The 23,395-nt window shown below is 68.1% G+C and carries 21 protein-coding genes; 6 read left to right on the forward strand and 15 right to left on the reverse strand.

Annotated elements, in window-relative coordinates:
* Nucleotides 1-211 precede the first annotated feature (211 nt).
* The 7 genes from BLQ28_RS01115 to BLQ28_RS01145 all read right to left on the reverse strand — a co-directional run bounded on the left by BLQ28_RS01115 (nucleotide 212) and on the right by BLQ28_RS01145 (nucleotide 8,457).
* Entirely contained in the window at nucleotides 212-1,201 is a 990-nt protein-coding gene (locus tag BLQ28_RS01115; protein ID WP_093236724.1) for an ABC transporter ATP-binding protein, read from the reverse strand.
* Complete coding sequence (locus BLQ28_RS01120) at nucleotides 1,198-2,217, reverse strand: ABC transporter ATP-binding protein (protein WP_256327132.1); 1,020 nt, start codon at nucleotides 2,215-2,217, stop codon at nucleotides 1,198-1,200. Before BLQ28_RS01120 ends, BLQ28_RS01115 begins: the two co-directional genes overlap by 4 nt.
* 25 nt (nucleotides 2,218-2,242) lie before the next feature.
* The gene (locus tag BLQ28_RS01125; RefSeq protein ID WP_093236725.1) at nucleotides 2,243-3,145 is read right to left on the reverse strand and encodes an ABC transporter permease; all 903 of its coding nucleotides are present in this window, start codon (nucleotides 3,143-3,145) and stop codon (nucleotides 2,243-2,245) included.
* A 30-nt stretch (nucleotides 3,146-3,175) separates the two neighbouring features.
* On the reverse strand, nucleotides 3,176-4,111 hold the full coding sequence (locus tag BLQ28_RS01130; RefSeq protein WP_093236726.1) for an ABC transporter permease: 936 nt from the start codon (nucleotides 4,109-4,111) through the stop codon (nucleotides 3,176-3,178).
* A 72-nt stretch (nucleotides 4,112-4,183) separates the two neighbouring features.
* Entirely contained in the window at nucleotides 4,184-5,770 is a 1,587-nt protein-coding gene (locus BLQ28_RS01135) for an ABC transporter substrate-binding protein (RefSeq protein ID WP_093236727.1), read from the reverse strand.
* Nucleotides 5,771-5,811: 41 nt separating this feature from the next.
* The gene (locus BLQ28_RS01140; protein ID WP_093236728.1) at nucleotides 5,812-7,263 is read right to left on the reverse strand and encodes a M81 family metallopeptidase; all 1,452 of its coding nucleotides are present in this window, start codon (nucleotides 7,261-7,263) and stop codon (nucleotides 5,812-5,814) included.
* Nucleotides 7,264-7,296: 33 nt separating this feature from the next.
* Entirely contained in the window at nucleotides 7,297-8,457 is a 1,161-nt protein-coding gene (locus BLQ28_RS01145) for an NAD(P)/FAD-dependent oxidoreductase (protein WP_093236729.1), read from the reverse strand.
* Between the two features lie 204 nt (nucleotides 8,458-8,661).
* On the opposite strand from BLQ28_RS01145, the gene BLQ28_RS01150 reads away from it, so the two are divergent.
* From BLQ28_RS01150 to BLQ28_RS01160, 3 genes are all read left to right on the forward strand, one after another.
* On the forward strand, nucleotides 8,662-9,384 hold the full coding sequence (locus tag BLQ28_RS01150; RefSeq protein ID WP_093236730.1) for a helix-turn-helix domain-containing protein: 723 nt from the start codon (nucleotides 8,662-8,664) through the stop codon (nucleotides 9,382-9,384).
* Between the two features lie 64 nt (nucleotides 9,385-9,448).
* The gene (locus tag BLQ28_RS01155; protein WP_093236731.1) at nucleotides 9,449-9,868 is read left to right on the forward strand and encodes a hypothetical protein; all 420 of its coding nucleotides are present in this window, start codon (nucleotides 9,449-9,451) and stop codon (nucleotides 9,866-9,868) included.
* 118 nt (nucleotides 9,869-9,986) lie between these two features.
* On the forward strand, nucleotides 9,987-11,255 hold the full coding sequence (locus tag BLQ28_RS01160) for a M20/M25/M40 family metallo-hydrolase (protein WP_093236732.1): 1,269 nt from the start codon (nucleotides 9,987-9,989) through the stop codon (nucleotides 11,253-11,255).
* A gap of 140 nt (nucleotides 11,256-11,395) precedes the next feature.
* On the opposite strand, the gene BLQ28_RS01165 is transcribed toward BLQ28_RS01160, so the two are convergent.
* The 8 genes from BLQ28_RS01165 to BLQ28_RS01200 form a co-directional block, all read right to left on the reverse strand.
* A complete protein-coding gene (locus tag BLQ28_RS01165) occupies nucleotides 11,396-13,318 on the reverse strand; it encodes a DUF3300 domain-containing protein (protein ID WP_093236733.1) in 1,923 nt (640 codons plus the stop codon).
* A gap of 154 nt (nucleotides 13,319-13,472) precedes the next feature.
* A complete protein-coding gene (locus tag BLQ28_RS01170; protein WP_093236734.1) occupies nucleotides 13,473-14,114 on the reverse strand; it encodes a DUF3299 domain-containing protein in 642 nt (213 codons plus the stop codon).
* A gap of 3 nt (nucleotides 14,115-14,117) precedes the next feature.
* Nucleotides 14,118-15,380 carry an ABC transporter permease gene (locus tag BLQ28_RS01175; protein WP_093236735.1) on the reverse strand — a complete coding sequence of 421 codons (1,263 nt, stop codon included), beginning with the start codon at nucleotides 15,378-15,380 and terminating at the stop codon, nucleotides 14,118-14,120.
* Nucleotides 15,381-15,453: 73 nt separating this feature from the next.
* Entirely contained in the window at nucleotides 15,454-16,200 is a 747-nt protein-coding gene (locus BLQ28_RS01180; RefSeq protein ID WP_093236736.1) for an ABC transporter ATP-binding protein, read from the reverse strand.
* 4 nt (nucleotides 16,201-16,204) lie between these two features.
* Entirely contained in the window at nucleotides 16,205-16,786 is a 582-nt protein-coding gene (locus BLQ28_RS01185) for a DUF2796 domain-containing protein (RefSeq protein ID WP_093236737.1), read from the reverse strand.
* Nucleotides 16,783-17,691: a sulfurtransferase gene (locus BLQ28_RS01190; RefSeq protein WP_093236738.1), complete on the reverse strand. Its 909-nt coding sequence runs from the start codon at nucleotides 17,689-17,691 to the stop codon at nucleotides 16,783-16,785. Before BLQ28_RS01190 ends, BLQ28_RS01185 begins: the two co-directional genes overlap by 4 nt.
* Nucleotides 17,692-17,729: 38 nt before the next feature.
* The gene (locus tag BLQ28_RS01195) at nucleotides 17,730-18,662 is read right to left on the reverse strand and encodes a DMT family transporter (protein WP_256327133.1); all 933 of its coding nucleotides are present in this window, start codon (nucleotides 18,660-18,662) and stop codon (nucleotides 17,730-17,732) included.
* Between the two features lie 110 nt (nucleotides 18,663-18,772).
* A complete protein-coding gene (locus BLQ28_RS01200; protein WP_093236739.1) occupies nucleotides 18,773-19,906 on the reverse strand; it encodes an aromatic ring-hydroxylating oxygenase subunit alpha in 1,134 nt (377 codons plus the stop codon).
* A 287-nt stretch (nucleotides 19,907-20,193) separates the two neighbouring features.
* On the opposite strand from BLQ28_RS01200, the gene xseB reads away from it, so the two are divergent.
* From xseB to dxs, 3 genes are read left to right on the forward strand one after another with little or no spacing between them, the layout of a single operon-like run.
* Nucleotides 20,194-20,460, forward strand: coding sequence for an exodeoxyribonuclease VII small subunit (gene xseB, locus BLQ28_RS01205; RefSeq protein WP_093236740.1), 267 nt, complete (start codon nucleotides 20,194-20,196; stop codon nucleotides 20,458-20,460).
* Nucleotides 20,457-21,389, forward strand: coding sequence for a polyprenyl synthetase family protein (locus tag BLQ28_RS01210; protein ID WP_093236741.1), 933 nt, complete (start codon nucleotides 20,457-20,459; stop codon nucleotides 21,387-21,389). Before xseB ends, BLQ28_RS01210 begins: the two co-directional genes overlap by 4 nt.
* Before the next feature lie 20 nt (nucleotides 21,390-21,409).
* On the forward strand, nucleotides 21,410-23,260 hold the full coding sequence (gene dxs / locus BLQ28_RS01215; RefSeq protein ID WP_093236742.1) for a 1-deoxy-D-xylulose-5-phosphate synthase: 1,851 nt from the start codon (nucleotides 21,410-21,412) through the stop codon (nucleotides 23,258-23,260).
* The last annotated feature ends 135 nt before the right edge of the window (nucleotides 23,261-23,395 follow it).

Raw genomic sequence — 23,395 nt, forward strand, 5'->3', positions numbered from 1 at the left:
GCGCACCGGGCGCGCTGCGGGTGCATTGCCGATCAACAACGGCTCTGCGCAACGCTCACGCCGGCGGTGTGCTCCCCGCAGCGAAATAAAGGAGGAGGGGCGCAGCCCCGGGGGACATTCGCGGAGGGGAGTACGCCGTCGGCGTGGGCGCCGCCCTGAACAACGAAGCCCAGAGCAAGCAATGTCGCGAACAGAAAAGCAGGCTGCCATCTCAACGGAAGTGGCAGGCAACCCAATGGCCACCGCTGGATGACGAAGGCCGTTCCGTCAGCTCGGGTGCCTTCTCCTTGCACACAGCCTGCGCCATCGGGCAGCGCGTGTGGAAGCGGCAGCCCGAAGGCGGATTGGCCGGGCTCGGCGGATCGCCCTGCAGCAGCAACCGGCGTGCGGGCGTGCGCGGGTTCGGCACCGGCACCGCCGACAGCAGGATCTCGGTGTACGGATGCAGCGGGGCCGAGAACAGCGTGTCGCGGTCGGCAATCTCCACGATGTGGCCCAGGTACATCACCGCCACGCGGTGGCTGATGTGGCGGACCACCGCAAGGTCGTGCGCCACGAAGAGGTAGGCGATGCCGAACTCGGCCTGCAGGTCCATCAGCAGGTTCACCACCTGTGCCTGCACCGACACGTCAAGCGCCGACACCGGCTCGTCGCACACGATCAGCTTGGGGTTGAGCGCCAGCGCGCGCGCAATGCCCAGCCGCTGGCGCTGCCCGCCCGAGAACTCGTGCGGAAACTTCTTCGCCGCCTCGGGCCGCAGCCCCACGCGCGAGAACAACCACTGCACCCGCTCGCGCCGCTCGGCCGCGGCGCCCATGTCGAAATTGCGCAGCGGCTCGGCCACGATGTCGCCGGCCGTCAGGCGTGGGTTGAGCGAAGCGTACGGGTCCTGAAAAATGATCTGCAGCTGGCGCCGGCGCATCCGCATCTCGTGCGGCGACAGCGTCAGCAGCTCTTCGCCTTCCAGCTCGACCGAGCCCGAGGTCGGCTCCACCAGCCGCATCACCGACTTGGCCGTCGTCGTCTTGCCGCAGCCCGACTCGCCGACCAGCGACAGCGTTTCGCCGCGCGCGACCGAGAAAGACACGCCATCGACCGCCTGGATCGACGGCTTCGCGGGCCGCAACCAGCGCTTGGGCGAGATGTAGTGCTTGCGCAGGTTGCGCACCTGCAGCAGCGGGGCTGCGGTCGTTTCCGTCATGCGGTCACCTCGGCGGCGTCTTCCCATTGTTCTTCGATGGCGAAGCAGGCCACCACGTGGTCGCCGCCTTGCTGCGTGAGCTGCGGCGTTTCGGTGCGGCAGCGGGCGCGCGCATGGCTGCAGCGCGCCGCAAAGGCACAGCCGCGCCCCAACTCGTGGGCGGCCGGCACCAGCCCCGGAATTTCCGTGAGGCGCGTGCTCGCGGTGTTCATCGCGGGCATCGAGGCCATCAGCGCGCGGGTGTACGGGTGCAGCGGCCGGTCGAACAGGTCGATCACGTCGGCTTCTTCCACCTTCTTGCCGGCATACATCACCACCACGCGGTCGCAGCTCTCGGCCACCACGCCCAGGTCGTGCGTGATCATCACCACGCCCATGCCCAGCTCTTTCTGCAGCCGCTTGATGAGATCGAGGATCTGTGCCTGGATGGTTACGTCGAGCGCGGTGGTGGGCTCGTCGGCGATCAGCACCTCGGGGTTGCAGGCCAGGGCCAGCGCGATCATCACGCGCTGGCGCATGCCGCCCGACAGCTGGTGCGGGTACTCATTCACGCGGCGCTCGGGCTCGGGGATCTGCACCACGCGCAGCATCTCGACGGCGCGCTTGAGCGCATCGGCGCGGCTGGCCTTCTGGTGCAGTTGCACCGTCTCGGCGATCTGCCGGCCCACGGTGAGCACCGGGTTCAGCGAGGTCATCGGCTCCTGGAAGATCATCGAGATGCGGTTGCCGCGAATCTGCCGCATCTCGCGTTCGCTCAGCTGCATCAGGTCGGTGCCGCGCAGCCGCACGGCGCCCATGTGATGGCCGGGCGGCGTGGGCACCAGCCGCAGGATCGACAGCGCGGTCACGCTCTTGCCGCAGCCGGATTCACCGACCACGCCGAGCGTGCGGCCCGCGCGCACCGTGTACGAGACGCCATCGACCGAGCGCACCACGCCGGCCAGCGTGTGGAAGTGGGTGCGCAGGTTGTCGACTTCGAGCAGCGGCTCGCCGGGGGCGAGGGCGGTGTGGGACATCGGGGTCGTTGTCGTCATGGCGCCCTCACAGTTGCCGTGCCAGGCGCGGGTCGAGCGCATCGCGCAGGCCGTCGCCGAGCAGGTTGATCGCAAGCACCGTGGCCGCCAGCAGCAGGCCCGGGTACAGGATGATGTGGAAAGCCACCGTCACGAAGTTGCGGCCCTCGGCCATCATGTTGCCCCAGCTCGGCGTCTGCGCGGGCACGCCCACGCCGAGGAAGGAAAGCGCCGCTTCGGTCAGCACCGCCGCAGCAGCCACGAAGGTCGATTGCACGACCAGCGGCGCCACGATGTTCGGCAGCACATGGCGCACAAGGATGGTCGGCAGCCGCGTACCCACCGCATGCGCGGCCTCGACGAACAACTGCTCGCGCAGCGTGAGCGCCAGCGAGCGCACCAGCCGCACCACGCGCGGAATCTCGGGCACGGTGATGGCGATGATGACCGTCGTCAGGCTGGCGCGCGTCACGGCCATCAGCGCGATGGCCAGCAGGATGCCGGGAATGGCCATCAGCCCGTCCATCACCCGCATGATGAAGCCGTCGGCCCAGCGCACGAAGCCCGACACCAACCCCAGCAGGATGCCGAAGAAGGTGGCCAGCACCGCCACCGAGAACCCCACGATCATCGACACGCGGCCGCCCCAGACCGCGCGGCTGAACACGTCGCGGCCCAGCGCGTCGGTGCCGAACCAGTGTTCGGCCGACGGCGGCTGCATGCGCGCGAGCGGGTCGATGTCTTGCGGGTCGTGCGTGGCGATCCAGGGCGCGGCAATGGACAGGATGGCGATTGCGATCAGCAGCAGCGCGCCGATGATCAGTGTCGGGTGCTTGCGCACCCAGCGAAAGCGCGGGGGTACGAAGGGCGCGTCTTCAGGCGCGGCTGGCGCCGTGGGTGCAACAGAGACTGGCGCATCGATCTCGCTCATGGGGAGGACCGTGGACATGGGTTGTGTTCTTCAGTACTGGATGCGCGGATCGAAGAGGCGATAGCTCAGGTCGATCAGCAGGTTGATCAGCACATACACGCCCGCCGACAGCAGCAGCACGCTCTGGATGACGGGATAGTCGTGGCGCTGCACCGAGTCGATGACGAGCCGGCCCACGCCCGGAATGGCGAACACCGTCTCGGTGACGACCACGCCGCCGATCAGCAGCGCGATGCCCGCGCCGATGGTCGTGGCGATGGGAATGGCCGCGTTGCGCAGTGCATGCCCCAGCACCGGGAGCACGCCCAGTCCCTTGGCGCGCGCGGTGCGGATGTAGTCTTCATGCAGCACTTCGAGCACGGTGGCGCGCGTCATGCGGGTCACCAGTGCGATGTACACCAGCGCCAGGTTCACGCAGGGCAGCACCAGCGAGTGCAGCCACTCGACGGGGCCGTCGGCAAAGCGCGCATAGCCCTGCACCGGAAACCACGGCAGCTGCACCGCGAAGCTGTAGACCAGCAGGTAGCCCACCAGGAAGACCGGCACCGAGAAGGCGAGCACCGCGAACAGCATCACCAGCCGGTCGATCCAGCTGCCCGCGCGGTAGGCCGCGAGCGTGCCCAGCGGCACCGACACCACCAGCGTGATGAGCATGGTGAGCGCCGCGATCGACACCGTGGGCTCCAGCCGCTGCCCGAGCAGTTGCGTGACCGGCATCTGCGTGAAGATCGAGGTGCCGAGGTCGCCGGTGAAGAGCTTGCCGACCCACAGCGCGAACTGCTGCCACAGCGGCAGGTTCAGGCCGAGCGCGGCGCGCAGCTTCTCGATGTCTTCCGTCGTGGCGAGGTCGCCCGCGATGAGCGCGGCCGGATCGCCCGGCGACAGATGGATCAGCAGGAACACCACCACCGCCACCACCGCCATGACGGGGAGTGTCGAGAGAAAGCGTCGAACGATGTAGCCCATGGCGTTGCCCTTGAACTGGTGTGGCTGGCGGTGTGCTGGCTGACTGGCGGGGAAGGCGCTGCGCGGGGCGGCTTACTTGTCGAGCATCCAGACGGTCGGCATGCCGGCCCAGAGCTTGTCGAGGCCCTTGATGTTGGCGCGCGCCGCGAACGCGGCCGAGTACTGGCCCGCGTTGATGTACGGCACGGCCTCGTACGCGCGGACCTGGAAGGCGTCGAGCAATTCCTTGCGCTTGGCCGGCACGGTTTCCTTCAGCCATGCGGTGCGCAGTTCGTCCAGCTTCTTGTCGCAGGGCCAACCGGGCAGGGTGTTGCCGCAGGCCGCGCCCAGGTAGGCATTGGCGATGGGCGAGTTGACGTCGAACTCGCCGGCCACCGTGACGTACATGTTCCAGCCGCCCGCGTCGGCCGCATCGCGCTTGGCGCGGCGCGCACCGATGGACGCCCAGTCCATGCTCTGCGCGTCGACGTTCATGCCGATGCTCTTCATGGTCTGCGCGGCCATCAGCGCCTCGGCGTTGAGGTAGGGCACGTCGCTCGGCACCATCAGCACGACCTTCTCGCCCTTGTAGCCGGCGTCGGCCAGCATCTTCTTCGCCTTGGCAACGTCGGCCTTGCGGAAGGGCTCGGCGCCGGCCGAGGTGTCGTTCGGGCTGCCGCAGATGAAGTAGGTGGCGCAGTAGGCCATGCGCATGTCCAGCGGGAAGCCCATGGCCGCGACGAAGCGTTCCTGGTTCACGGCCTGCAGCAGCGCCTGGCGTACCTTCGGGTTGTCGAAGGGCGGGTGCAGCTGGTTCATGACCAGGAAGCCCTGGTAGGCGCCGCCCGAGCCGATCTTGATGCTGCTGTCGGTGCGCAGCGGCGCGATGTAATCGGGTGGCAGCTGTTCGATGATGTCGACCTCGCCGCGCTTGAGCGCCGATACGGCGCTGTTGGCGTCAGGCAGGTAGAGCCATTCGACGCGGTCGAAGCTGGTCTTCTTGCTGCCGGCCAGGCCGCTCGGCGGCTCGCTGCGCGCCACGTAGTTCGGGTTGCGCACGAACACCGTCTTGTTGCCTGGCACCCATTCGTCGCGCTTGAAGATGAAGGGCCCCGAGCCGACCACCTCGGTGAGCGGCGCGGTGGCCGGCAGCTTGGCGATGCGCTCGGGCAGGATCACCGGCGGAAAGCCCGAGGGCTTGGCCAGCGCGTCGAGCACCATGCCGAAGGGCTCGTTGAGCGTGAGCGTGAAGTTGCGCGCGTCGGTGGCCTTCCATTCGGCGCCGACCGCCGTCATGGCGCGGCCCAGGCTGTCGCGTGCGGCCCAGCGCTGCAGCGAGGCCACGGCGTCGGCCGAGGTCACGGCGGCACCGTCGGAAAACTTCAGGCCGGGGCGCAGCGTGAAGCTCCACTGCTTGCCATCTTTCGAGGTCGTGTACTTCTCGACCATCTGCGGTTGCGGCTTGCCGGTGGCATCTTGCGCGAACAGGGTGTCGTACACCATGTGGCCGAAGTTGCGCGAAATGTAGGCCGTGGTGAAGGTCGGGTCGAGGATCTTCAGGTCGGCATGCGCCACCACCTTCAAGGTCTTGGGCGGTGTCTGGGCGAGCGCCGGAAGGCTCACGGCGGAAGCCGCAGAAAGGGCCAGGGCAGCGAGGGCGGCAAGCGTTCGTCGTTTCATCGTCGGTTCTCCGGTCGGTGGGGGCGAAAGAAAAAAATCGGTTAAGCCGTGACGCCGATCGGCCACTTGGGCAGGCGCGCCTTGCGGTAGGGCAGGGTCGTGAGGTCGAGCGTCACGGCGCCCGGTGCGCCCGCGTAGATCACGTGCCTGGCCACCTTGGAGTACGACGCATAGAAGTGCTGCGAAGACTTCACGACCACGATCTTCTTGGCGGCCAGGTCGCAGCCCAGTTGCGTGAACAGGTCGGTGCCCATGGCCTGGTTGCGCCGCGTGATGAGCACGATCTCGATGCCGTTGACCTCGACCAGCGCGCAGTCGCCCATCGCCGTGGGCGTGTTCGACAGGCCAGTCATCACCAGGTCGTGCATGAGCGCCTTCACGGTGCAGTCGAGGTCCAGCGGGTCGCCCGACAGCGGGCTGATCTTGCCGCCGATGCGCATTTGCAGCTTGGCGCCCACGCCCGCGTCGAAGGCGATGCGCACCGCGATCGGGTCCCACATCGGGCCGAGGGCCGCGTTGGTGATGCCGCGCTCCAGCATGCGGCGCAGGATGAAGGTGGAATCGCTCGCCGCGCCGCCGCCGGGGTTGTCGGCACCGTCGGCCAGCACCACAGGGCCGCCGTCGAAGGCCAGTGCCTCGTCGAGCGAGGCGTCGATGGTGGGGTAGTTGACGGTGAGGCCGTCGCGCATGGCGATGACTTCATCGGCGAGCTGGCGCGCCAGCGCGTTCGCCTTGGCCTGGTCGCCATCGGTGTAGACCAGCACCTTGGTGCCCATCTCGGGCACGTCGCCCCACGAGAAGCCGTGCGTGAGCGAGACCGAGAGCACGCCGTCCTTGCCTTCGAGTGCCTGCATGCGCTCGACAAAACTGCGCGCCGGTTCGCGCGAGGTGTGGACGGTCACGATGATGTCGCAGTCGACCATCGCGTGCACCGGCTTGACCTTGCCTTCGACCGCTGCTGCGCAGATGTCCACCAGCTCCAGCCCGCGTTCGAGCACGTCGGTGTGCGGGTACTCCTTGAACGAGACCATCACGTTCGCGTTGTCGACCATCGCGGGCGTGAGGTGGTTGTGTGGGTCGAGTTCGGCGCCGATGACGATGTCGGGCCCGACGATCTGCCGCACGCGCTGCAGCATGTCGCCTTCGCAGTCGTCGTAGCCGTCGGCCACCATCGCGCCGTGCAGGCCGAGCAGCACCATGTCCACCGGCAATGCGGCGCGCAGGTCGTTCAGCATTTCGTCGCGCAGCGTTTCGTACGCGTGGCGCGTGGTGATGCCGCTGGGCTGCGCGCCCGCCACCATGCCTTCGAGCAGCGTCCAGCCCTTTTCCTTGCCGCGGATGCGCGCGGCCCACAGCGGGCCCGAGTAGATCGTCAGCGCATCGGGATGCTGCCCGGCGGGGAAGTAGCCACGGTCCTTGAAGGACGCGATGCCGGTCGGCATCGGGCCGAAGGTGTTGGTTTCGGTGGCGAGGGAGGCACTGAAGACACGCATGGGATGGTCTCTTGTGGTTGTGGGTTGTTGGGGTCAGGCGGCAGCGGCGGCGCGCAGCCGCTGCGGGCCGAGCATCTCGGCCGTGAGGCCGAAGGCCGCGATGCGCTCCGGCAGCGGCAGTCCGCGTGCCAGCGCGGCGCAGGCTTCGCCCATGGCGGCCGAGGTCTGGATGCCGTAGCCGCCTTGCGCCGCGACCCAGAAGAAGCCGGGCGCGCCGGGCTCGAAGCCGCCGACGAGGTCGCCGTCGGCCACGAAGGAGCGCAGGCCGGCCCAGGTGCGGGTGGGGCGGCGGATGGTCAGCGTGGTCGCTTCCTCGATGCGGTGGATGGCGAAAGCGATGTCCAGCTCTTCGGGCTGCACGTCCTGCGGATCGACCGGATCGGCATTGGCCGGCGAGCCCAGCAGCATGCCGGCGTCGGGCTTGATGTACCAGCCTTCGTCGGCACCGAAGACCATGGGCCAGTGCGTGACGCTCTCGCCTTCGGGCGGCGCGAAGATGAAGGCCGAGCGCCGGCGCGGCTCGATGCCGATGGGCGTCACGCCGGCCAGTTGCGCGATGGTGTCGACCCACGCGCCGGCCGCGTTGAGCACCACGGGCGCCTCGTAGACGTTGCCGCCGGCCGTCACGCGCCATTGGTTGCCGGTGCGTTCGATGGCGGTCACTTCCGCATCGCACACCAGCTTGCCGCCGGCCTGCCGCATGCCGCGCAGGTAGCCCTGGTGGATGGCGTGCACGTCCATGTCGGCCGCGTCGGGTTCATACACGGCGCCGGCCACCTGCTCGGGGCGCAGGGCGGGCACCATCTCGCGCGCCTGTTCGCCGCTCAGGCGCGTGGCGCCGGTGTCCATGGCGCGCAGCACGTCCCAGTGGGCTTCGAGCTCGGCCATGTGTTCTTCGCCCGCGACCATCATCGCGCCGCGCGGCGTGAGCAGCGGGTGCTCGGAAAAGCCTTCGGGCGGATGCTCGAGGAAGGCGCGGCTGGCCATGGTGAGCGCGCGCACCTGCGGCGTGCCGTAGCTTTCCATGAAGAGGGCGGCCGAGCGGCCGGTGGAGTGATAGCCCGGCTGGGCTTCGCGTTCGAGAAGGATCACGCGGGCATGCGGTGCGAGCCAGTGGGCTACCGAAGCCCCGGCAATGCCGCCGCCAATCACGAGGTAGTCGGCCACGATGGGCGCTGGTGTGCTGGAGGTCATCGGCCAAAAGTGTAGGAATAAATTTGCGGATACGCAAATTAAATAGAGCCAACCAAGGGGAAACCATGGGGCACCTGAATGGTGAAATTTGCGTCAATGCAATTTGCATATACGCAACTTCCAGGCCCGCGTCATGCGGGTTGGCATGGATGGCGCGGCGTTGCACTGGCAGAATTGCAGCGCACTACATAGACAAGGCCAAGCGTGAATCCACACCCAAGGACCAAGCCGGCGACGAGGCCGAAGGACGAGCCGCTCACGCTGGACCGCACCACTTTCGGTCATCGCCTGCGCACTGCGCGCAAGCGTTTCGGCTGGACGCTGGCGCAACTGGCCGAGCGCTCGGGCGTGTCGATCACCACCATCTCGCGCGCGGAGCGCGGGCAGCTCGCACTGGGCTACGAGAACTTCACCGCGCTGGGCCGTGCGCTCGAGATGGACATGAACGCGATGTTCGCGGGCGCCGGCGTCAAGCCCGAGCAGTTCGACGGGCCGGTGGTCACGCGCGCCGGCAAGGGCGTGGTGTACCGTGGGCTGGCCATCGCCTATGAATTCCTGGGCACCACGGCGGCCGGCAAGCAGATGAGCCCCATCGTCGGCACGGTGCACGCGCGCCGCATCAACGGCCCCGAAGACTTCGTGCGGCACGCCGGTGAGGAGTTCGCCTATGTGCTGTCGGGCGAGATCGACGTGCACTTCGACAACGGCGAGGTGGTGCGCCTGGCGCGCGGCGACTCGCTCTACTTCGACAGCCGCCTCGGGCATGCCTACGTGAGCGTGAGCCGCCAGCTCGCGAAGATCGTGGGCATGACCTCGGGCGAGAGCGGGCACATGAAGTCCGCGCGCGAGGCGCCGGCGCTGAAGCCGGCGCGCAAGACCGTGCCCGCGAAAAAGACCGCGCCGGCCGCGCGCGGTCGCAAGGGCTGAACGGCGCGAGGACGCAACGACGCGGCCCGCGCCCAGTGCTTCGAGACCGAGGAGGGTTCACCAGATGCTTCCCACCGTCATTGCACTCATCGCGACCGTCATTCTGCTCGTGTGGATGGGGTTCTTCATGATGGGCTCGCTGCCGTTGCTGATCCTCAAGCACGACACGCCGCTCGACTCGCGCTTCATCCGGGGCCTGTTCAACGTCTACTACCTTGCCGTGATGCTGACGGCGAGCGCGGCGGCACTCAGCTATGCCTGGTGCGGCAAGCCTGCCTTCGCCTTCGGCATGGCCTTCATCGCGGCGCTGGCGTTCGCTCTGCGCCGCTGGATCATCATTCCGCGCATGGACATGCTGCGCCACACGATCCCTGCGGTCGGCGCCTCGATCTCCGGGTTTCACCGGCTCCACATTGCGGGGATGGTCCTCAACGTGGCGCAGCTCGGCGCCGTGGCCTGGTCTCTCACGCGGCTGGGCCTGTAGGCCGCACAGCGGCGTCCGGGGGCCTGTGCGTGGCGGTGGAGCGCTGTCGCCGATTTGCTGGGGATCGGCCGGCGGGCCGCTATGCTGTTGCCCGCCATTCACTCCGGAAACTACAACCATGACATTCCGCTCTTCCTTCTTCGCCGTCCGTTCCGTTGCCCTGGCCTGCGGCCTGGCCCTTGGCGCCGCCGCGAGCGTGCAAGCCGCGCCCGACGCCAAGCTGCTCGCCGCTGCCGAGAAGGCGCAACCGGCGGTGATCGACAACCTCAAGGAAATGGTGCTCATCGAATCGGGGAGCCTGAATGTCGATGGCCTGCTGAAGATGGCCGACGTGGTGGAAGGGCGGCTGAAGGCCATCGGTTTCAAGACCGAGCGCCGCAAGGCCACGGCCGGCGCGGGCGCCGACATCGTGATCGGCACGCTCAAGGGCACGGGCAAGCGCAAGATCATGCTGCAGGGTCACATGGACACGGTGTACCCGGCGGGCATCCTCAATGGCCAGCCGTACAAGGTCGATGGCAACCGCATCTACGGCCCCGGCATTGCCGACGACAAGGGCGGGCTGGCCGTGATGATGGCGTCGCTGAAGATCCTGGCCGACGCCGGCTGGCGCGACTACGACACCCTGACCGTGCTGATGAACCCCGACGAGGAAGTGGGCTCGGTCGGCTCCGGCGAACTCATCGCCACCATGGCCGACCAGCACGACACGGTGCTGTCGTTCGAGCCCACGGTGGCCAAGTCGGTGGTCAAGGGCGAATCGCTGCTGCTCGGCGCAGCCGGTATCGCCACCGCCACGCTGGAGGTGAAGGGCCGCGCGGCGCACGCGGGAGCCGCGCCGGAGCTGGGCCGCAACGCGCTGTATGAGCTGTCGTACCAGATGCTGCAGACCAGGGACATCGCCAAGGACATCCCCGGCGTGACGCTCAACTGGACCGTGGCACGCGCCACCGGCCCGCTCAACCAGATCACCGAGAAGGCGCAGGCACTGGGCGACGTGCGCATCACGCAGCCCGGCGCCGAGAAGAAGCTCGACGCGGCGCTGCAGGCCAAGATCGGTGCCGGCAAGCTGATTCCCGACACCGAGACCACGGTCAAGGTGGAAGTGGGCCGCCCGGCCTTCATCGCGGGTGAGAAGGGCCGCGCGCTGGGCGAGAAGGCGCAAGCGATCTACAAGGAAATCGATCGCGACCTCGCGCTGGCGCCGATGACCGGCGGCGGCACCGATGCGGGCTATGCGGGCCGTTCGGGCAAGGCCACGGTGGTCGAGAGCTTCGGCCTCGCGGGCTTCGGTTACCACGCACGCGACGAGTACATCGAAGCCGATTCGATCGTGCCGCGCATCTATCTCGTCACGCGCCTGCTGACTGAGATCGGCAAGAACTGATCTTCACCACGATCGTTTGCACGGGGCGCTTGATGCGCCCCGTGGCGCTGTTGCGCGGCGTCTTTCTCTGATTCGTTCCGCCGGCACACCTCACAGCGCCAGCGCCGCGCCGTTGACGGGCGGCGTTCGGCCCCGGCCGCTCAGGGGTGCTGCTGTTGCGGGTCCCCCGGGTGGGGCTGGCGATGGGCTGCAGCAGCCGCCGCGGCGGCCACGCGCTGTTGCTGCTGTTGTTGAGCCTGTTGCTGCTGCCGCATCTCGGCTTGACGCGCCTGCTGTTGCTGCATCTGTTGTTGCTGGCGCTGCTGTTGCTGTTGCATCGCCTGCAACTGCTGCTGGTGTGCGGCTTGTTGCTGCTGTGCCTGCTGCTGTTGGCGGGCCTGGTTCTGGGCTTGCTGGGCTTGTGCCTGGGCCTGTTGCCGCTGCTGCGCCTGCTCGCGCTGGATCTGCTGCTGTTGTTGAGCCTGCTGCTGCGCACGGGCTTGCTGTTGCGCCTGCTGTTGCTGTTGCATCTGCTGGCGCCGCGACTGCTCTTGCAACTGGGCCTGTTGCTGTTGTTGCTGCCGCTTCTGGTCTTGCTGGGCCTGCTGCTGCTGCTGCTGCAAGAGCTGCTGCTGCGCTTGCGGGTTGCCGCCGGGGTGCTGCTGCTGGGGCAGCAAGGCCTGTTGCTGCGGCGGCTGCCTGTGCAGCGCGTCCTGCTGCTGTTGCTGGAACCGGGCTTGGCGTGCCTGCTGTTGTTGCTCACGCGCTTGCTGTTGCTGCTGCGCCTGCAGCTGTTGGGCCTGCTGTTGCGAGCGCTGCTGGGCTTGCTGCTGCATTAACGCCTGTTGCTGGCGGACTTGTTGTTGCTGCTGTTGCTGGGCCATCGCCGCCTGTTGTTGTTGGCGCTGCTGTTGTTGCTGCTGGGCCAGCAAGGCCTGCTGCTGCAGTTGTTGCTGCTGTGGCGCAAAGCCGGGGCCGCCCGCGAAGTTGGGCGCCACGCCAGGCGGCAGGTTGCCGCGCGGGCCACCGCCGCCGTTGTTATAGACATTGCGCACGTTGACGTTGTTCACGTTGTTGACCACCGTGGTCGAGCGCGAGATGTAGGTGCTGTTGTTGTAGACCACCGCCGGCCGCGCGTAGGCCGGTTGCACGTCGGGCCCGCGGTCGCGGCCTTGCCAGCGCGGTGCGCCCCAGTTCATGTTCCATGCATGCCAGCCCCAGTCGTGCCGCTCCAGTGCGGCACCGACGATCACGCCGGCGCCGAATGCCAGCGCACTGGCTGCGGCGAGCTGGCCGCCGCTGTAGCCGGGCGCCACCACGACGGGCGGGGCGTAGGCGTAGCCGGGGTACACGGGCACGGGCGCGCCGTAGATCACCTCCGGGTCGTAGCTCGGCACGTACACCACGTCGGGCTGCACGGGCTCGATGGTGATGAGTTGCGGCGGCGGCTCGATCACGGCGGGGCCCGCATACACCGGCTGCATGTCGGGTGCCGGCGCATAGTTCTGCGGCGTGGCGGCGCTCGCCACGCGCAGCTTGTCGTTGTTCTTGAGGCGGCCTGCCTTCGAGGCCCGTTGGCGCATGACCTGGATCGCGTTCATCACGTCGGTCGGGTCGTTGTAGTAGGCCTTGCCGAGCGATTCGGTCCACGGGATGTTGCCGGCCATCTGGTCGAGCACGCTGCGAAAGGCCGTGAGCGACTTGACGCTCGGGTCCCAGGGCTGCTGGTTGGCCGCATCGGCCAGCGGGCCGGCCTTGAGCGCGCGGTTCTGCGCGAGCCAGTCGTGCGCGGCGGTGATCTGCTCGGGGTAGGTGGCGCCGGCCAGGATCTGCGCGATCAGCTTGTCGGGGTACAGCGCGATGGGCGCGACCATCTGGTAGAGCTGTTCGGCCGTGGGTGGCGTGTAGGCCACGGGCGTCGGGGCCGCGGGTGTCTGCGGCACCGAGGGCGCGGGAATCGACAGCGCGGGGTCGGCCGCGGGGGTGGAGTTGGTCTTGTTGTCGCAGCCTGCGATGGCGAGGGCGCCGATGCACAGCGAGATCGTCAGGAGCCGCGGGACCGTGGGGCGATGGGTTGTTGTCATCTGTAGTTCCATGAAGGCGCCGGCGTCGTGCCCGGAACTGTTTCAACGGCGCGCGCAGGCAGGCGATGACAAAGCCTGCTTCATGGATGCAACCGACTGTGTCGGTCGTGCGCCGCCAACCCTGTCGGCGCAGAACCACAGACGGCAGGAAGGCCTACTTGGCGCCGCCCGAATACTTTGTGACGCTGGTGGCGCTCACGTGGTAACCACTCACGCCCATCATCGAGTCGTTGCGCAGCGTCTGCAGCTTGCCGGTGACCCACACGGTGTCCATGGCGCGGAACTTGGCGCCCTTTTGCGGCACGACGTGCAGGATCTGGTTGGCCGGCGGCGGCGGCGTGTGGATGCAGGCGCCGAAGTAGGGCACCAGCAGGAATTCGGTGACCTCGCCCTTGGCTTCTTCGAGCGGCACGATGAAGCCGGGGATCTTGACTTCAGTGCCGTTCATCGCGGGATTGGTCGGCGCGTTGTTCGACACCTCCTGCATCTTCATGAGCAGTTCGTTGGCGCGCGGGTCGCCATCGTCGAGCGCGCTCAGATCCATGCCCTTGAACTCCTTGGCCGGGTCCCAGTCCTTGGGCACGAGTTCTTCCCACGTGATCTGCCTCGGCTGGCCCGGCGTGCCCTTGGCGGCGGCGGCAGCGGGTGCGGCCTTGCCGCCGAGCGGGTTCGACGCGGTGGTGTCCTTGGGTGCGGGCTCGGCGGCCCAGGTGGCCGCCGCGAGGCCGGCACCGGCCAGCAACATTGAAAGGCGAATGAAAGCCTTGGGCGTGGAAATTTTCTTTGCGATGCGCATGGTTCAAATCCTCGGTGAGAGGCCGTCTGCCAGGGAGAGTCGGTAGGCACGGATGCCGGGCAAGAGGCTTGCCAGCCAGCCCGCGACCAGCAGGCTCGCCATCAGCAACCACTCGTTCAGTGTAGGTTCGGAAAGGCTCAATGTCAGCCCGAACTGCGCCTGCAGCCATGGCGAGAGCAGGGCGATGCCCAGCACCGCCATGACCACGCCGAAGGCCACGCCCAGCACGGTGACCATCGCGCCTTCGAGTGCCAGCAGCGCCAGCACGTGGCGCAGGCCCGCGCCCACCGCGCGCAGCACGGCAAGCTCGCGCCGGCGCTCGTTGAGCCCGGCCATCACCACCGACACCAGGCCCGCGAGGCTCACGAGCGCGACCAGTGCGGACATCAGCAGCAATGCGTTTTCGCCGATGCCGATCACGCTCCACAGTTCGTCGAGCGCCACGCCGGGCAGGATGGCCATGAGCGGCTCGCCGGTGTAGGTCGAGATCCAGCGCTGCACGCCGAACACGGCGGCGCGGTTCTTCAGGCCCACCAGCGCGGCCGTCACGGTCTTGGGCGTGAGGTCGAACTTGCGCACCTGCTCGGCCGGAATGTGCACGCCGGGCATCGGCGCGCCGCCGACCCATTCGAGGTGAATGGCTTCCATGGCCGCAAGGCCGATGTGCACCGTGCGATCGACCGGCGTGCCGGTGCGCGCGAGCACGCCCACCACCGTGAAGGGCTTGTCGGCATGCTCGGCCACGTTGAGTTCGCCGCTGCCGTGCGCCAGCGTGATCTTCTGGCCCACGTGGTAGCCGAGCTTGTCGGCCACCTCGGCGCCCACCACCGCATCGAAGAGTTCGCTGAAGGGCTTGCCTTCGCGCATCTTCAGCAGCTGCTTGTCGCCATAGCGAAAGCGCGTGAAGTACTCGGGCGACGTGGCCAGCACCGCGAAGCCGCGGTGCGAGTCGCCCAGCGACAGCGGCACGACCCAGTCGACGCCCGGGTGCTCGGCCAGCGCCTGCACGCTCTTCCACGAGATGTTGTTAGTGGCCGCGCCGATGCGGAACACCGAGTACAGCAGCAACTGCGTGGAGCCGGTGCGCGCGCCGACGATCAGGTCGGTGCCCGAGACCGAAGACGCGAAGTTCTCGCGCAGCTCGGTGCGGATGCGCTCGACGCCGAGCAGCAGGAAGGTCGACAGCGCGATCGAGAACACGGTGAGCGCGAGCGTGAAGCGGCGGTTCCAGGCACTGCGCCAGGCAATGGAGAAAAGCGCCTTCATCGGAATGCCTTCGTGCTTCGCGCTGCGAAGCGAACTTGCCCGGGTTGCCCGATGCGGCGGGGCGTTGTCGCGCTCATGCGTCCACCGCCATCGCGCTCGATGCCGCGCGGTTGATCTCGGGCAGCAGCACGTGCCGCGCAAAGCGCTGCGCGATGCGCTGGTCGTGGCTCACGAACACCAGCGCGCTGTGGTTCATGGCGCAGGCCGTCAGCAGCACGTCGAGGAAGGCCTCGCGCCGGTCTTCGTCGAGCGCGGAGGTGGGCTCGTCGGCAATCACCACCTCGGGCTGGCCGATGAGCGCGCGCGCGGCGGCCACGCGCTGTTGCTGGCCGACCGAGAGCTGCAGTGCCTGGCGCTTCCAGAGGTTGCGGTCCAGGCCCATCTGGTCGAGCAGGTGCTCGGCTTCGGCGCGCGAGCTGCCGTTGCGCGCGGCCTGTGCTTCGCGCCGCGCCGAGAAGCGGCAGGGCAGCAGCACGTTGTCGAGCACGCTCAGGTAGGGCAGCAGGTTGAACTGCTGGAAGATGTAGCCCACGTGGGCCACGCGGCTGCGGTCGCGCGCGGCGCCCGAGAGCTTCGACCAGTCGTGCCCCAGCAGCGTGACGCGGCCTTCGTCGGCCACCAGCACGCCGGCCAGCAGCGACAGCAGCGTGCTCTTGCCGCAGCCGCTCGGGCCATGCAAGAACACCGATTCGCCGGCGGTGATGCGAAACGCCTCGATGTCGATGCATGGGGTCTTGACGCCGGGCCACGAAAAACACAGCGCTTCGGCGGCGAGCACGACGCGCAGCGCCGATGTCTCGTCCTGCAGGGGAGTGCTCACAGCGTCACTTGCCCCAGCCCAGGCGAACCGGCTGGGCGGCCGCCGCGCCGCTCGGGCGCTTGAGCTGGCGCTTGAACTGGCCTTGTGCGGAGGCGATCTGCGAATCGATCTGGCGCAGCCCCTTGAACACGCCGAACAGGTTCACGTCGATGAACTTCGCGGCGGCCGCGTTGGTGCAGTTGAAGGAGAAGGTGGCGTCGAGGTCGGCGTGGCCCACGGGCTCGTTCGGATCGGGGTTGCCCAGGCCGAGCGCGCCGGAGCGCAGGTCGACGGGGCCGAGCTTGCAGTTGGCGGCCGGGTCGATGACGAAGAGCTTGTCGGCCGCGCGCAGCTGGGCCACGGCTTCCTCGACGGTCTTCTTTTCGGCATCGGTCTTGGGGGCGCGCTCGAAGCCGACGATGTTGTCGAGCGGGGATTCCATGTCGATCACCACGGTGGGGCCATCGACGGCCACGTCGAGCTTGAGCTGGCCGTGCACGTGTGCGTGCTGCTGCTGTGCCTGCGCCGCGAGGAACGGGGTGGCCGCAAGGAGCGCGGCAACGCTTGCAAGACCGCAAGTGCGTCGGAGTCGTCGGGTCAATGTCATGGTTCAGCGCCTTGCCGGGTCGGCAGCCCCGGCGTGTTGCTCCATTCGCTCCAGCTGCCGGCATAGAGCGCGGTCGTCCCGAAGCCGGCGATCTGCATCGCAAGCAGGTTGGGCACGGCGCTGACGCCGCTGCCGCATTGGTGGACGACGGTCGCCGGATCGCGTCCCGCGAGCAGCGACTCGAACTCGGCATGCAATTGCGATGCCGGCTTGAATTTGCCGTCGGGGCCGAGGTTGTCGGCGAAGGGCCGGTTCAGAGCCCCGGGGATGTGACCGGCAATCGGGTCCAGAGGTTCCACCTCGCCACGGTAACGGGCACCGGCGCGCGCGTCGATCAGGTTCTGGTCAGGCTGGCCGAGCCGGCGCAGCACGGTGTCGGTGGTGACGAGCTTCGCGATCGGCTCGCCCGGCACGAAGTTCGACTGGAAGCGCGCGGGCTCTTCGCGGTTGGTGACTTCGCCGCCCGCGGCCTGCCAGGCCTGCAGGCCGCCGTCGAGCACGGCCACTGCGTCGTGGCCCATCCACTTGAGCATCCACCACAGGCGCCCGCAGTAGTTGGCGCCGTTGCGGTCGTACACCACGGCCTGCATGTCGTTGGCAAAGCCGATGCTGGAGAGCCACGTCGCGAACTTTTCGCAGCTGGGCAGCGGGTGGCGCCCGCCCGAGGCGGGCGGGCCGTCGTCTTGCGCCACCACGACCTCGCCATGGGCGCCGGGTGCGCCATGCTTGGCGCTGAGGTCGGTGTCCAGGTTGGCGTAGAGCGCGCCCGGGATGTGCGCGGCGGCATAGTGCTGCGGGCCGGCTTCGGGCTTCATGAGTTCGAAGCTGCAGTCGAACACCATGAAGGGCGTGTCGCCTTGCTGCAGCTGCTGGAGTTGTTCGACGGAGATGAGGGTGGTGTACATGGCGTGTGCTCCTTCGAAATGACGTTGTTGCGTGTGTTTCAGTGTTCCTCGGCCGGCGCCTTGGGCACCGCCCGCTGCCGCAGCACGGTGGCCGCGATGCCGCTCGCGATGATGAGCGCCATGCCGCCCCAGCCCGCGGCGTCGATGCGGTCGTCGAACAGCACCACGCTGTAGAAGGCCGCAAAGACAATGCCCGAATATTGCAGGTTGGCCACCACCAGTGTGCCGGCCTGGGTCTTGGCGGTGGCGTAGGCGCGCGTCATGCAAAGCTGTCCGAGAGCGGCCAGCAGGCCGATCGGCAGCAGCCACAACGCATGCTGCCAGGTCCACGAACTGCCGCCCGAAAAGCCGGTGGCGGCGGTGGCGAACGCACCGGCCACGGCCGAGCCGACCGCGAAATAGAACACCGTGCGCAACTCGGGCTCGCCGATGCGCGACAGCGCCACCACCTGCATGTAGGCGAAGGCGGCCGTCAGGCCCGACAGCAGGCCCAGCATGCCCGCGAAGCCTTCGTTGCCGTTGACGGTGGGCTTGAGCATCAGCACCACGCCCACGAAGCCCGCGAGCACGGTCAGCGCCAGCGCGCCTTGCAGCGGCGGGCGCTGCACGCGGCCGTCGCGGCCGGGCACCGGCACCCAGGCCAGCAGCGTGCCGCCGATGAGGAAGGCCGCGACCCACACGCTGCTCATGTAGTTGAGCGTGACGGCGGTGGCCAGCGGCATGTGGGCGATCGCGTAGAACCATGCACCGAGCGACACCACGCCGATGGTGCTGCGCCATGCGTGCATGCCGGGGTACCGGGTGGCGAGCGACACGCCGCGGTTGCGTGCCAGCAGCCACAGGAACACGATGCCGATCAGGCCGCGCCCCAGCACCATCTCGCCGCTGTTGAACCACGCCGAAGCGATCTTGACGACCACGCTCATGGTGGCGAACAGAAAAGCCCCGAGCACCATCCACAGCGCTTGCATTATTTTTCTACGCGATCAAAAAGGAAGAAGGGTACTTTGCGTGGAACACCGCGAAACCGGCTTTGCCGGGGCGCAGGCGTGGGAGCGGCAAGCGGCACGAAGTGCGCAGGTCATTCCATGGCTTGGCGATACCACTCGTGAAACTGCTGCATGCCGTCTTCCATCGGGCTCTGGTAGGGGCCGGTCTCGTTGTCGCCGCGCAGCATGAGCGCGCGGCGGCCGGCGTCCATGCGCTCGGCGATCTCGTCGTCTTCCACGCAGGTTTCCATGTAGGCGGCCTGCTGGGCCTCGACGAACTCGCGCTCGAAGGCGACGATTTCCTCGGGGTAGAAGAACTCGACCATGTTGAGTGTCTTGGTCGGGCTCACCGGATGCAGCGTCGACACCGTGAGCACGTGCGGGTACCACTCGACCATCACGTGCGGGTAGTAGGTCAGCCAGATGGCGCCGTACTTGGGCGGCTTGCCGTCGCGGTACTTGAGCAACTGCTCCTGCCACTTCTGGTACACCGGGCTGCCCGCGCGGCCCAGGCGGTTGGCCACGCCCACCGTCTGCACCGAATAGCGGGGCTTGAACTCCCAGCGCAGGTCGTCGCAGGTGACGAAGCTGCCCAGGCCCGGATGGAACGGGCCCACGTGGTAGTCCTCGAGGTAGACCTCGATGAAGGTCTTCCAGTTGTAGTTGCACTCGTGCAGCTCGACGCGGTCGAGCGCGTAGCCGCTGAAGTCGAGGTCGGCCTGCGGGCCAAGGCCGGCCATGTCGGCCGCCACGTCGGGGCCCGAACCGTCGGCGTTCTTCTCGAACAGAAGACCGTTCCACTCGGTGAGCGGGTAGTTGTGCAGGTTGAGGCAGGGGTCCTGGTCGAAATGCGGGGCGCCGATCAGCGTGCCGGTGGTGCGCGGGTCGCTCGCGGCGTAGGTCCAGCGGTGCAGCGGGCAGACGATGTTGCCGCCCGTCTGGTTGTCGAGCTGGCCCCGGCCCTGCAGGATCAGCGCCTGGCGGTGGCGGCAGACGTTCGAGATCAGCTCCACGCCCTTGGGCGTGTGGACCAGCGCGCGGCCCTGGTGTTCTTGCGGCAGGGTGTGGAAGTTGCCCATCTCGGGCACGGAGAGGCGATGGCCGACATAGCGGGGCCCTCGCGCAAAAAGGTTTTGCATTTCGCGCGCGTAGAGCGCTTCGTCGAAATACGCTGAAACTGGAAGTTGGCTCGCGGCCTGCTGCAGTTGAAGACTTAAATCAGACATGGAGGACCTGACCAAGCTCCCCACAGGGAGAGAAAGAGAAAGAACGGAAGGCGCCGTCTGGAAGGGTCGACGGCCCGAGAGGGGTGTTGGTGTGTCGCCAACGAGAGAAGTTCGCATTGTACCCGGGGGCACTTTTTTTGCCCCCCTGGCTTTTCAGACCGCTCCGAAGCCTGTAATTCATCCCCCTCCGAGGGGGCGGCGCGGCCCGCCTCGGGGCGGCCCGGCGGCGGCCGCCGTTCATTTCGGGCCCCGCCCTAAAATGCCCGGTTTCACCCACGTTTCGTTGCATGCCCAAGGTGCCTTCCCCTTCCACGTCCAGCCCGGCGGCAACGCCCGACACAGGCCCGCTGCCCGCCAGTTACGAAGCCGGGCTCCAGGAACTGGAACAACTGGTTGCCGAGCTCGAATCGGGCCAGTTGCCGCTCGACCAACTGCTCGGCAGCTACCAGCGCGGCGCCGCGCTGCTGGCTTTTTGCCGCGACAAGCTGCAGGCGGTCGAAGACCAGATCAAGGTGCTCGATGCGGGCAGCCTGAAGACCTGGACCGCCGAATGAGCGCCGTCGCCATGACCACCACCACGCCCGCCATCGATTGGGATGCCGCCCGCCTGTCCGGCTGGAGCGAGCCGCACCTGGCGAACGTCGAAGCCGCGCTGTCGCGCTGGGTCGGCGTCGATGCCCCCGTGCTGCTGGGCGACGCCATGCGCTATGCCGTGCTCGACGGCGGCAAGCGCCTGCGGCCCCTGCTGGTGCTCGCGGCCAGCGAGGCAGTCGGTGGCAACAAGGCCGCCGCGCTGCGCGCCGCCTGCGCCACCGAACTGATCCACGCCTATTCGCTGGTGCACGACGACCTGCCGTGCATGGACAACGACGTGCTGCGGCGCGGCAAGCCCACCGTGCACGTGAAGTTCGGTGAAGCCGATGCCTTGCTGGCCGGCGACGCGCTGCAGGCCCTGGCCTTCGAACTGCTCACGCCCGAGGGCGATGAAGTGCCGTCCTCCACGCAAGCCATGCTGTGCCGCCTGCTGGCCCGCGCCGCGGGCAGCCAGGGCATGGCCGGCGGCCAGGCGATCGACCTGGCCAGCGTCGGCATTGCCCTGAACGAAGCGCAACTGCGCGAAATGCACCGCCTGAAGACCGGTGCGCTGCTGCAGGGCAGCGTCGAGATGGGCGCCGCCTGCGGCCACGTCACGCCGACGGCCTTGGCGGCCCTGCGCGACTACGGCGCGGCCATCGGCCTGGCGTTCCAGGTGGTCGACGACATCCTCGACGTCACCGCCGATTCGCAGACCCTGGGCAAGACCGCCGGCAAGGACGCCGCGGCCGACAAGCCCACCTACGTGTCGCTGCTGGGCCTCGACGGCGCGCGCGCGCAGGCGCGCCAGTTGCTGGCCGACGCGCTCGCCGCACTGGCGCGCAGCGGCCTGGCCGACACCGCCGCATTGCGCGCCCTGGCCCACATGGTGGTCGACCGCGACCGCTGAGAAAAGAACAAAACCTCCCCATGGCTCCGCTGCTTCCCACACTCCACGACCCCTCGCCGATCCGCAAGTACGACCGGGCCCAGCTCCGGCAACTGTCCGATGAAGTGCGCGCCTGCGTGCTCGACAACGTCTCGCGCACCGGCGGCCACCTGAGCTCCAACCTCGGCACGGTCGAGCTGACGGTCGCGCTGCACCACGTGTTCAACACCCCGCACGACCGGCTGGTGTGGGACGTGGGCCACCAGACCTACCCGCACAAGATCCTCACGGGCCGGCGCGAGCGCATGCCCACGCTGCGGCAGATCGGCGGCATCTCGGGCTTTCCGCAGCGCACCGAGAGCGAGTACGACACCTTCGGCACCGCCCATTCGTCGACCAGCATCTCGGCCGCGCTCGGTATGGCCATGGCCGCCAAGCAGAAGGGCGAAGACCGCCACACCGTGGCCATCATCGGCGACGGCGCGCTCACGGCCGGCATGGCCTTCGAGGCGCTGAACAACGCGGGCGTGTGCGACTGCAAGCTGCTGGTGATCCTGAACGACAACGACATGTCGATCAGCCCGCCCGTGGGCGCGCTCAACCGCTACCTCGCGCAACTGATGAGCGGCAACTTCTACGCCGCCGCCAAGAACGTCGGCAAGAGCGTGCTGCGCGCCGCGCCGCCGCTGTTCGAGCTGGCCAAGCGCTTCGAGCAGCATGCCAAGGGCATGGTCGTGCCGGCCACGCTGTTCGAGCAGTTCGGCTTCAACTACGTGGGCCCGATCGACGGCCACGACCTCGAGTCGCTGGTGCCCACGCTCGAAAACCTCAAGCACCTCGACGGCCCGCAGTTCCTGCACGTGGTCACCAAAAAAGGCCAGGGCTACAAGCTGGCCGAGGCCGATCCGGTGGCCTACCACGGCCCCGGCAAGTTCGATCCGCAGGTCGGGCTGGTCAAGTCCACCGCGGTGGCCAAGCAGACCTTCACGCAGGTGTTCAGCCACTGGCTGTGCGACACGGCCGCGCATGACGGCCGGCTCGTGGGCATCACGCCCGCGATGCGCGAAGGCTCGGGGCTCGTCGAGTTCGAGCAGCGCTTCCCCGACCGTTACTACGACGTCGGCATCGCCGAGCAGCACGCCGTGACCTTCGCGGCCGGCCTTGCCTGCGAAGGCCTGAAGCCGGTGGTGGCGATCTACTCGACCTTCCTGCAGCGCGCCTACGACCAGTTGATCCACGACGTGGCGATCCAGAACCTGCCGGTGGTGTTCGCGCTCGACCGCGCGGGCCTCGTGGGTGCCGACGGCGCCACGCACGCGGGTGCGTACGACATCCCGTTCCTGCGCTGCATTCCGAACATGAGCATCGCCTGCCCGGCCGACGAGCGCGAGTGCCGGCAATTGCTGACCAGCGCCTACGAGCAGAGCCATCCGGTGGCGGTGCGCTATCCGCGCGGCGCGGGTGCCGGCGTGACGCCGAACCTCACGCTCGACGCGCTGCCTTTCGGCAAGGGCGAAGTGCGCCGCGAAGGCAAGCGCATCGCGATCCTGGCCTTTGGCACGCTGTTGTACCCGGCGCTCACGGCGGCCGAGTCGCTCGATGCCACGGTGGTCAACATGCGCTGGGCCAAGCCGCTCGATGTCGATCTGCTGCTGCAGGTCGCGCGCACGCACGACGCCATCGTCACCCTCGAAGAGGGCGCCACGATGGGCGGTGCGGGCAGTGCGGTGCTCGAAGCGCTTCAGGCCGCGAATCTGCTGAAGCCGGTGCTGCTGCTGGGCTTGCCCGACCGCTTCATCGAACACGGCGATCCGGCGAAGCTGCTGGCGGGCATTGGGCTCGACGCAGCGGGCATCGAGAAGTCCATCGCCGACCGCTTCGGCCGCGCCTGAGTTCAGGGGTATTGCTCCTTCCCCCGCTGGGGGAAGGCTGGGATGGGGGCAAGCGGCGCTTGTGACGCTGCCGCGGTTCAAAGGCCGCAGTGCCCCCACCCCGACCCTCCCCCAGCGGGGGAGGGAGGGAAGCCA

Source organism: Variovorax sp. EL159 (genome assembly GCF_900100965.1).
Classification (GTDB): domain Bacteria; phylum Pseudomonadota; class Gammaproteobacteria; order Burkholderiales; family Burkholderiaceae_C; genus Variovorax.

Bases quoted from the DNA above. Each gene is read 5' to 3' on its own strand.
- BLQ28_RS01185 (WP_093236737.1), bottom strand. From the start codon at position 16,786: ATGACATTGACCCGACGACTCCGACGCACTTGCGGTCTTGCAAGCGTT.
- BLQ28_RS01160 (WP_093236732.1), top strand. From the start codon at position 9,987: ATGACATTCCGCTCTTCCTTCTTCGCCGTCCGTTCCGTTGCCCTGGCC.
- BLQ28_RS01210 (WP_093236741.1), top strand. From the start codon at position 20,457: ATGAGCGCCGTCGCCATGACCACCACCACGCCCGCCATCGATTGGGAT.
- dxs (WP_093236742.1), top strand. From the start codon at position 21,410: ATGGCTCCGCTGCTTCCCACACTCCACGACCCCTCGCCGATCCGCAAG.
- BLQ28_RS01140 (WP_093236728.1), bottom strand. From the start codon at position 7,263: ATGCGTGTCTTCAGTGCCTCCCTCGCCACCGAAACCAACACCTTCGGC.
- xseB (WP_093236740.1), top strand. From the start codon at position 20,194: ATGCCCAAGGTGCCTTCCCCTTCCACGTCCAGCCCGGCGGCAACGCCC.
- BLQ28_RS01125 (WP_093236725.1), bottom strand. From the start codon at position 3,145: ATGAGCGAGATCGATGCGCCAGTCTCTGTTGCACCCACGGCGCCAGCC.
- BLQ28_RS01145 (WP_093236729.1), bottom strand. From the start codon at position 8,457: ATGACCTCCAGCACACCAGCGCCCATCGTGGCCGACTACCTCGTGATT.
- BLQ28_RS01170 (WP_093236734.1), bottom strand. From the start codon at position 14,114: ATGCGCATCGCAAAGAAAATTTCCACGCCCAAGGCTTTCATTCGCCTT.
- BLQ28_RS01115 (WP_093236724.1), bottom strand. From the start codon at position 1,201: ATGACGGAAACGACCGCAGCCCCGCTGCTGCAGGTGCGCAACCTGCGC.
- BLQ28_RS01120 (WP_256327132.1), bottom strand. From the start codon at position 2,217: ATGTCCCACACCGCCCTCGCCCCCGGCGAGCCGCTGCTCGAAGTCGAC.
- BLQ28_RS01130 (WP_093236726.1), bottom strand. From the start codon at position 4,111: ATGGGCTACATCGTTCGACGCTTTCTCTCGACACTCCCCGTCATGGCG.
- BLQ28_RS01190 (WP_093236738.1), bottom strand. From the start codon at position 17,691: ATGTACACCACCCTCATCTCCGTCGAACAACTCCAGCAGCTGCAGCAA.
- BLQ28_RS01155 (WP_093236731.1), top strand. From the start codon at position 9,449: ATGCTTCCCACCGTCATTGCACTCATCGCGACCGTCATTCTGCTCGTG.
- BLQ28_RS01135 (WP_093236727.1), bottom strand. From the start codon at position 5,770: ATGAAACGACGAACGCTTGCCGCCCTCGCTGCCCTGGCCCTTTCTGCG.
- BLQ28_RS01165 (WP_093236733.1), bottom strand. From the start codon at position 13,318: ATGACAACAACCCATCGCCCCACGGTCCCGCGGCTCCTGACGATCTCG.
- BLQ28_RS01195 (WP_256327133.1), bottom strand. From the start codon at position 18,662: ATGCAAGCGCTGTGGATGGTGCTCGGGGCTTTTCTGTTCGCCACCATG.
- BLQ28_RS01200 (WP_093236739.1), bottom strand. From the start codon at position 19,906: ATGTCTGATTTAAGTCTTCAACTGCAGCAGGCCGCGAGCCAACTTCCA.
- BLQ28_RS01175 (WP_093236735.1), bottom strand. From the start codon at position 15,380: ATGAAGGCGCTTTTCTCCATTGCCTGGCGCAGTGCCTGGAACCGCCGC.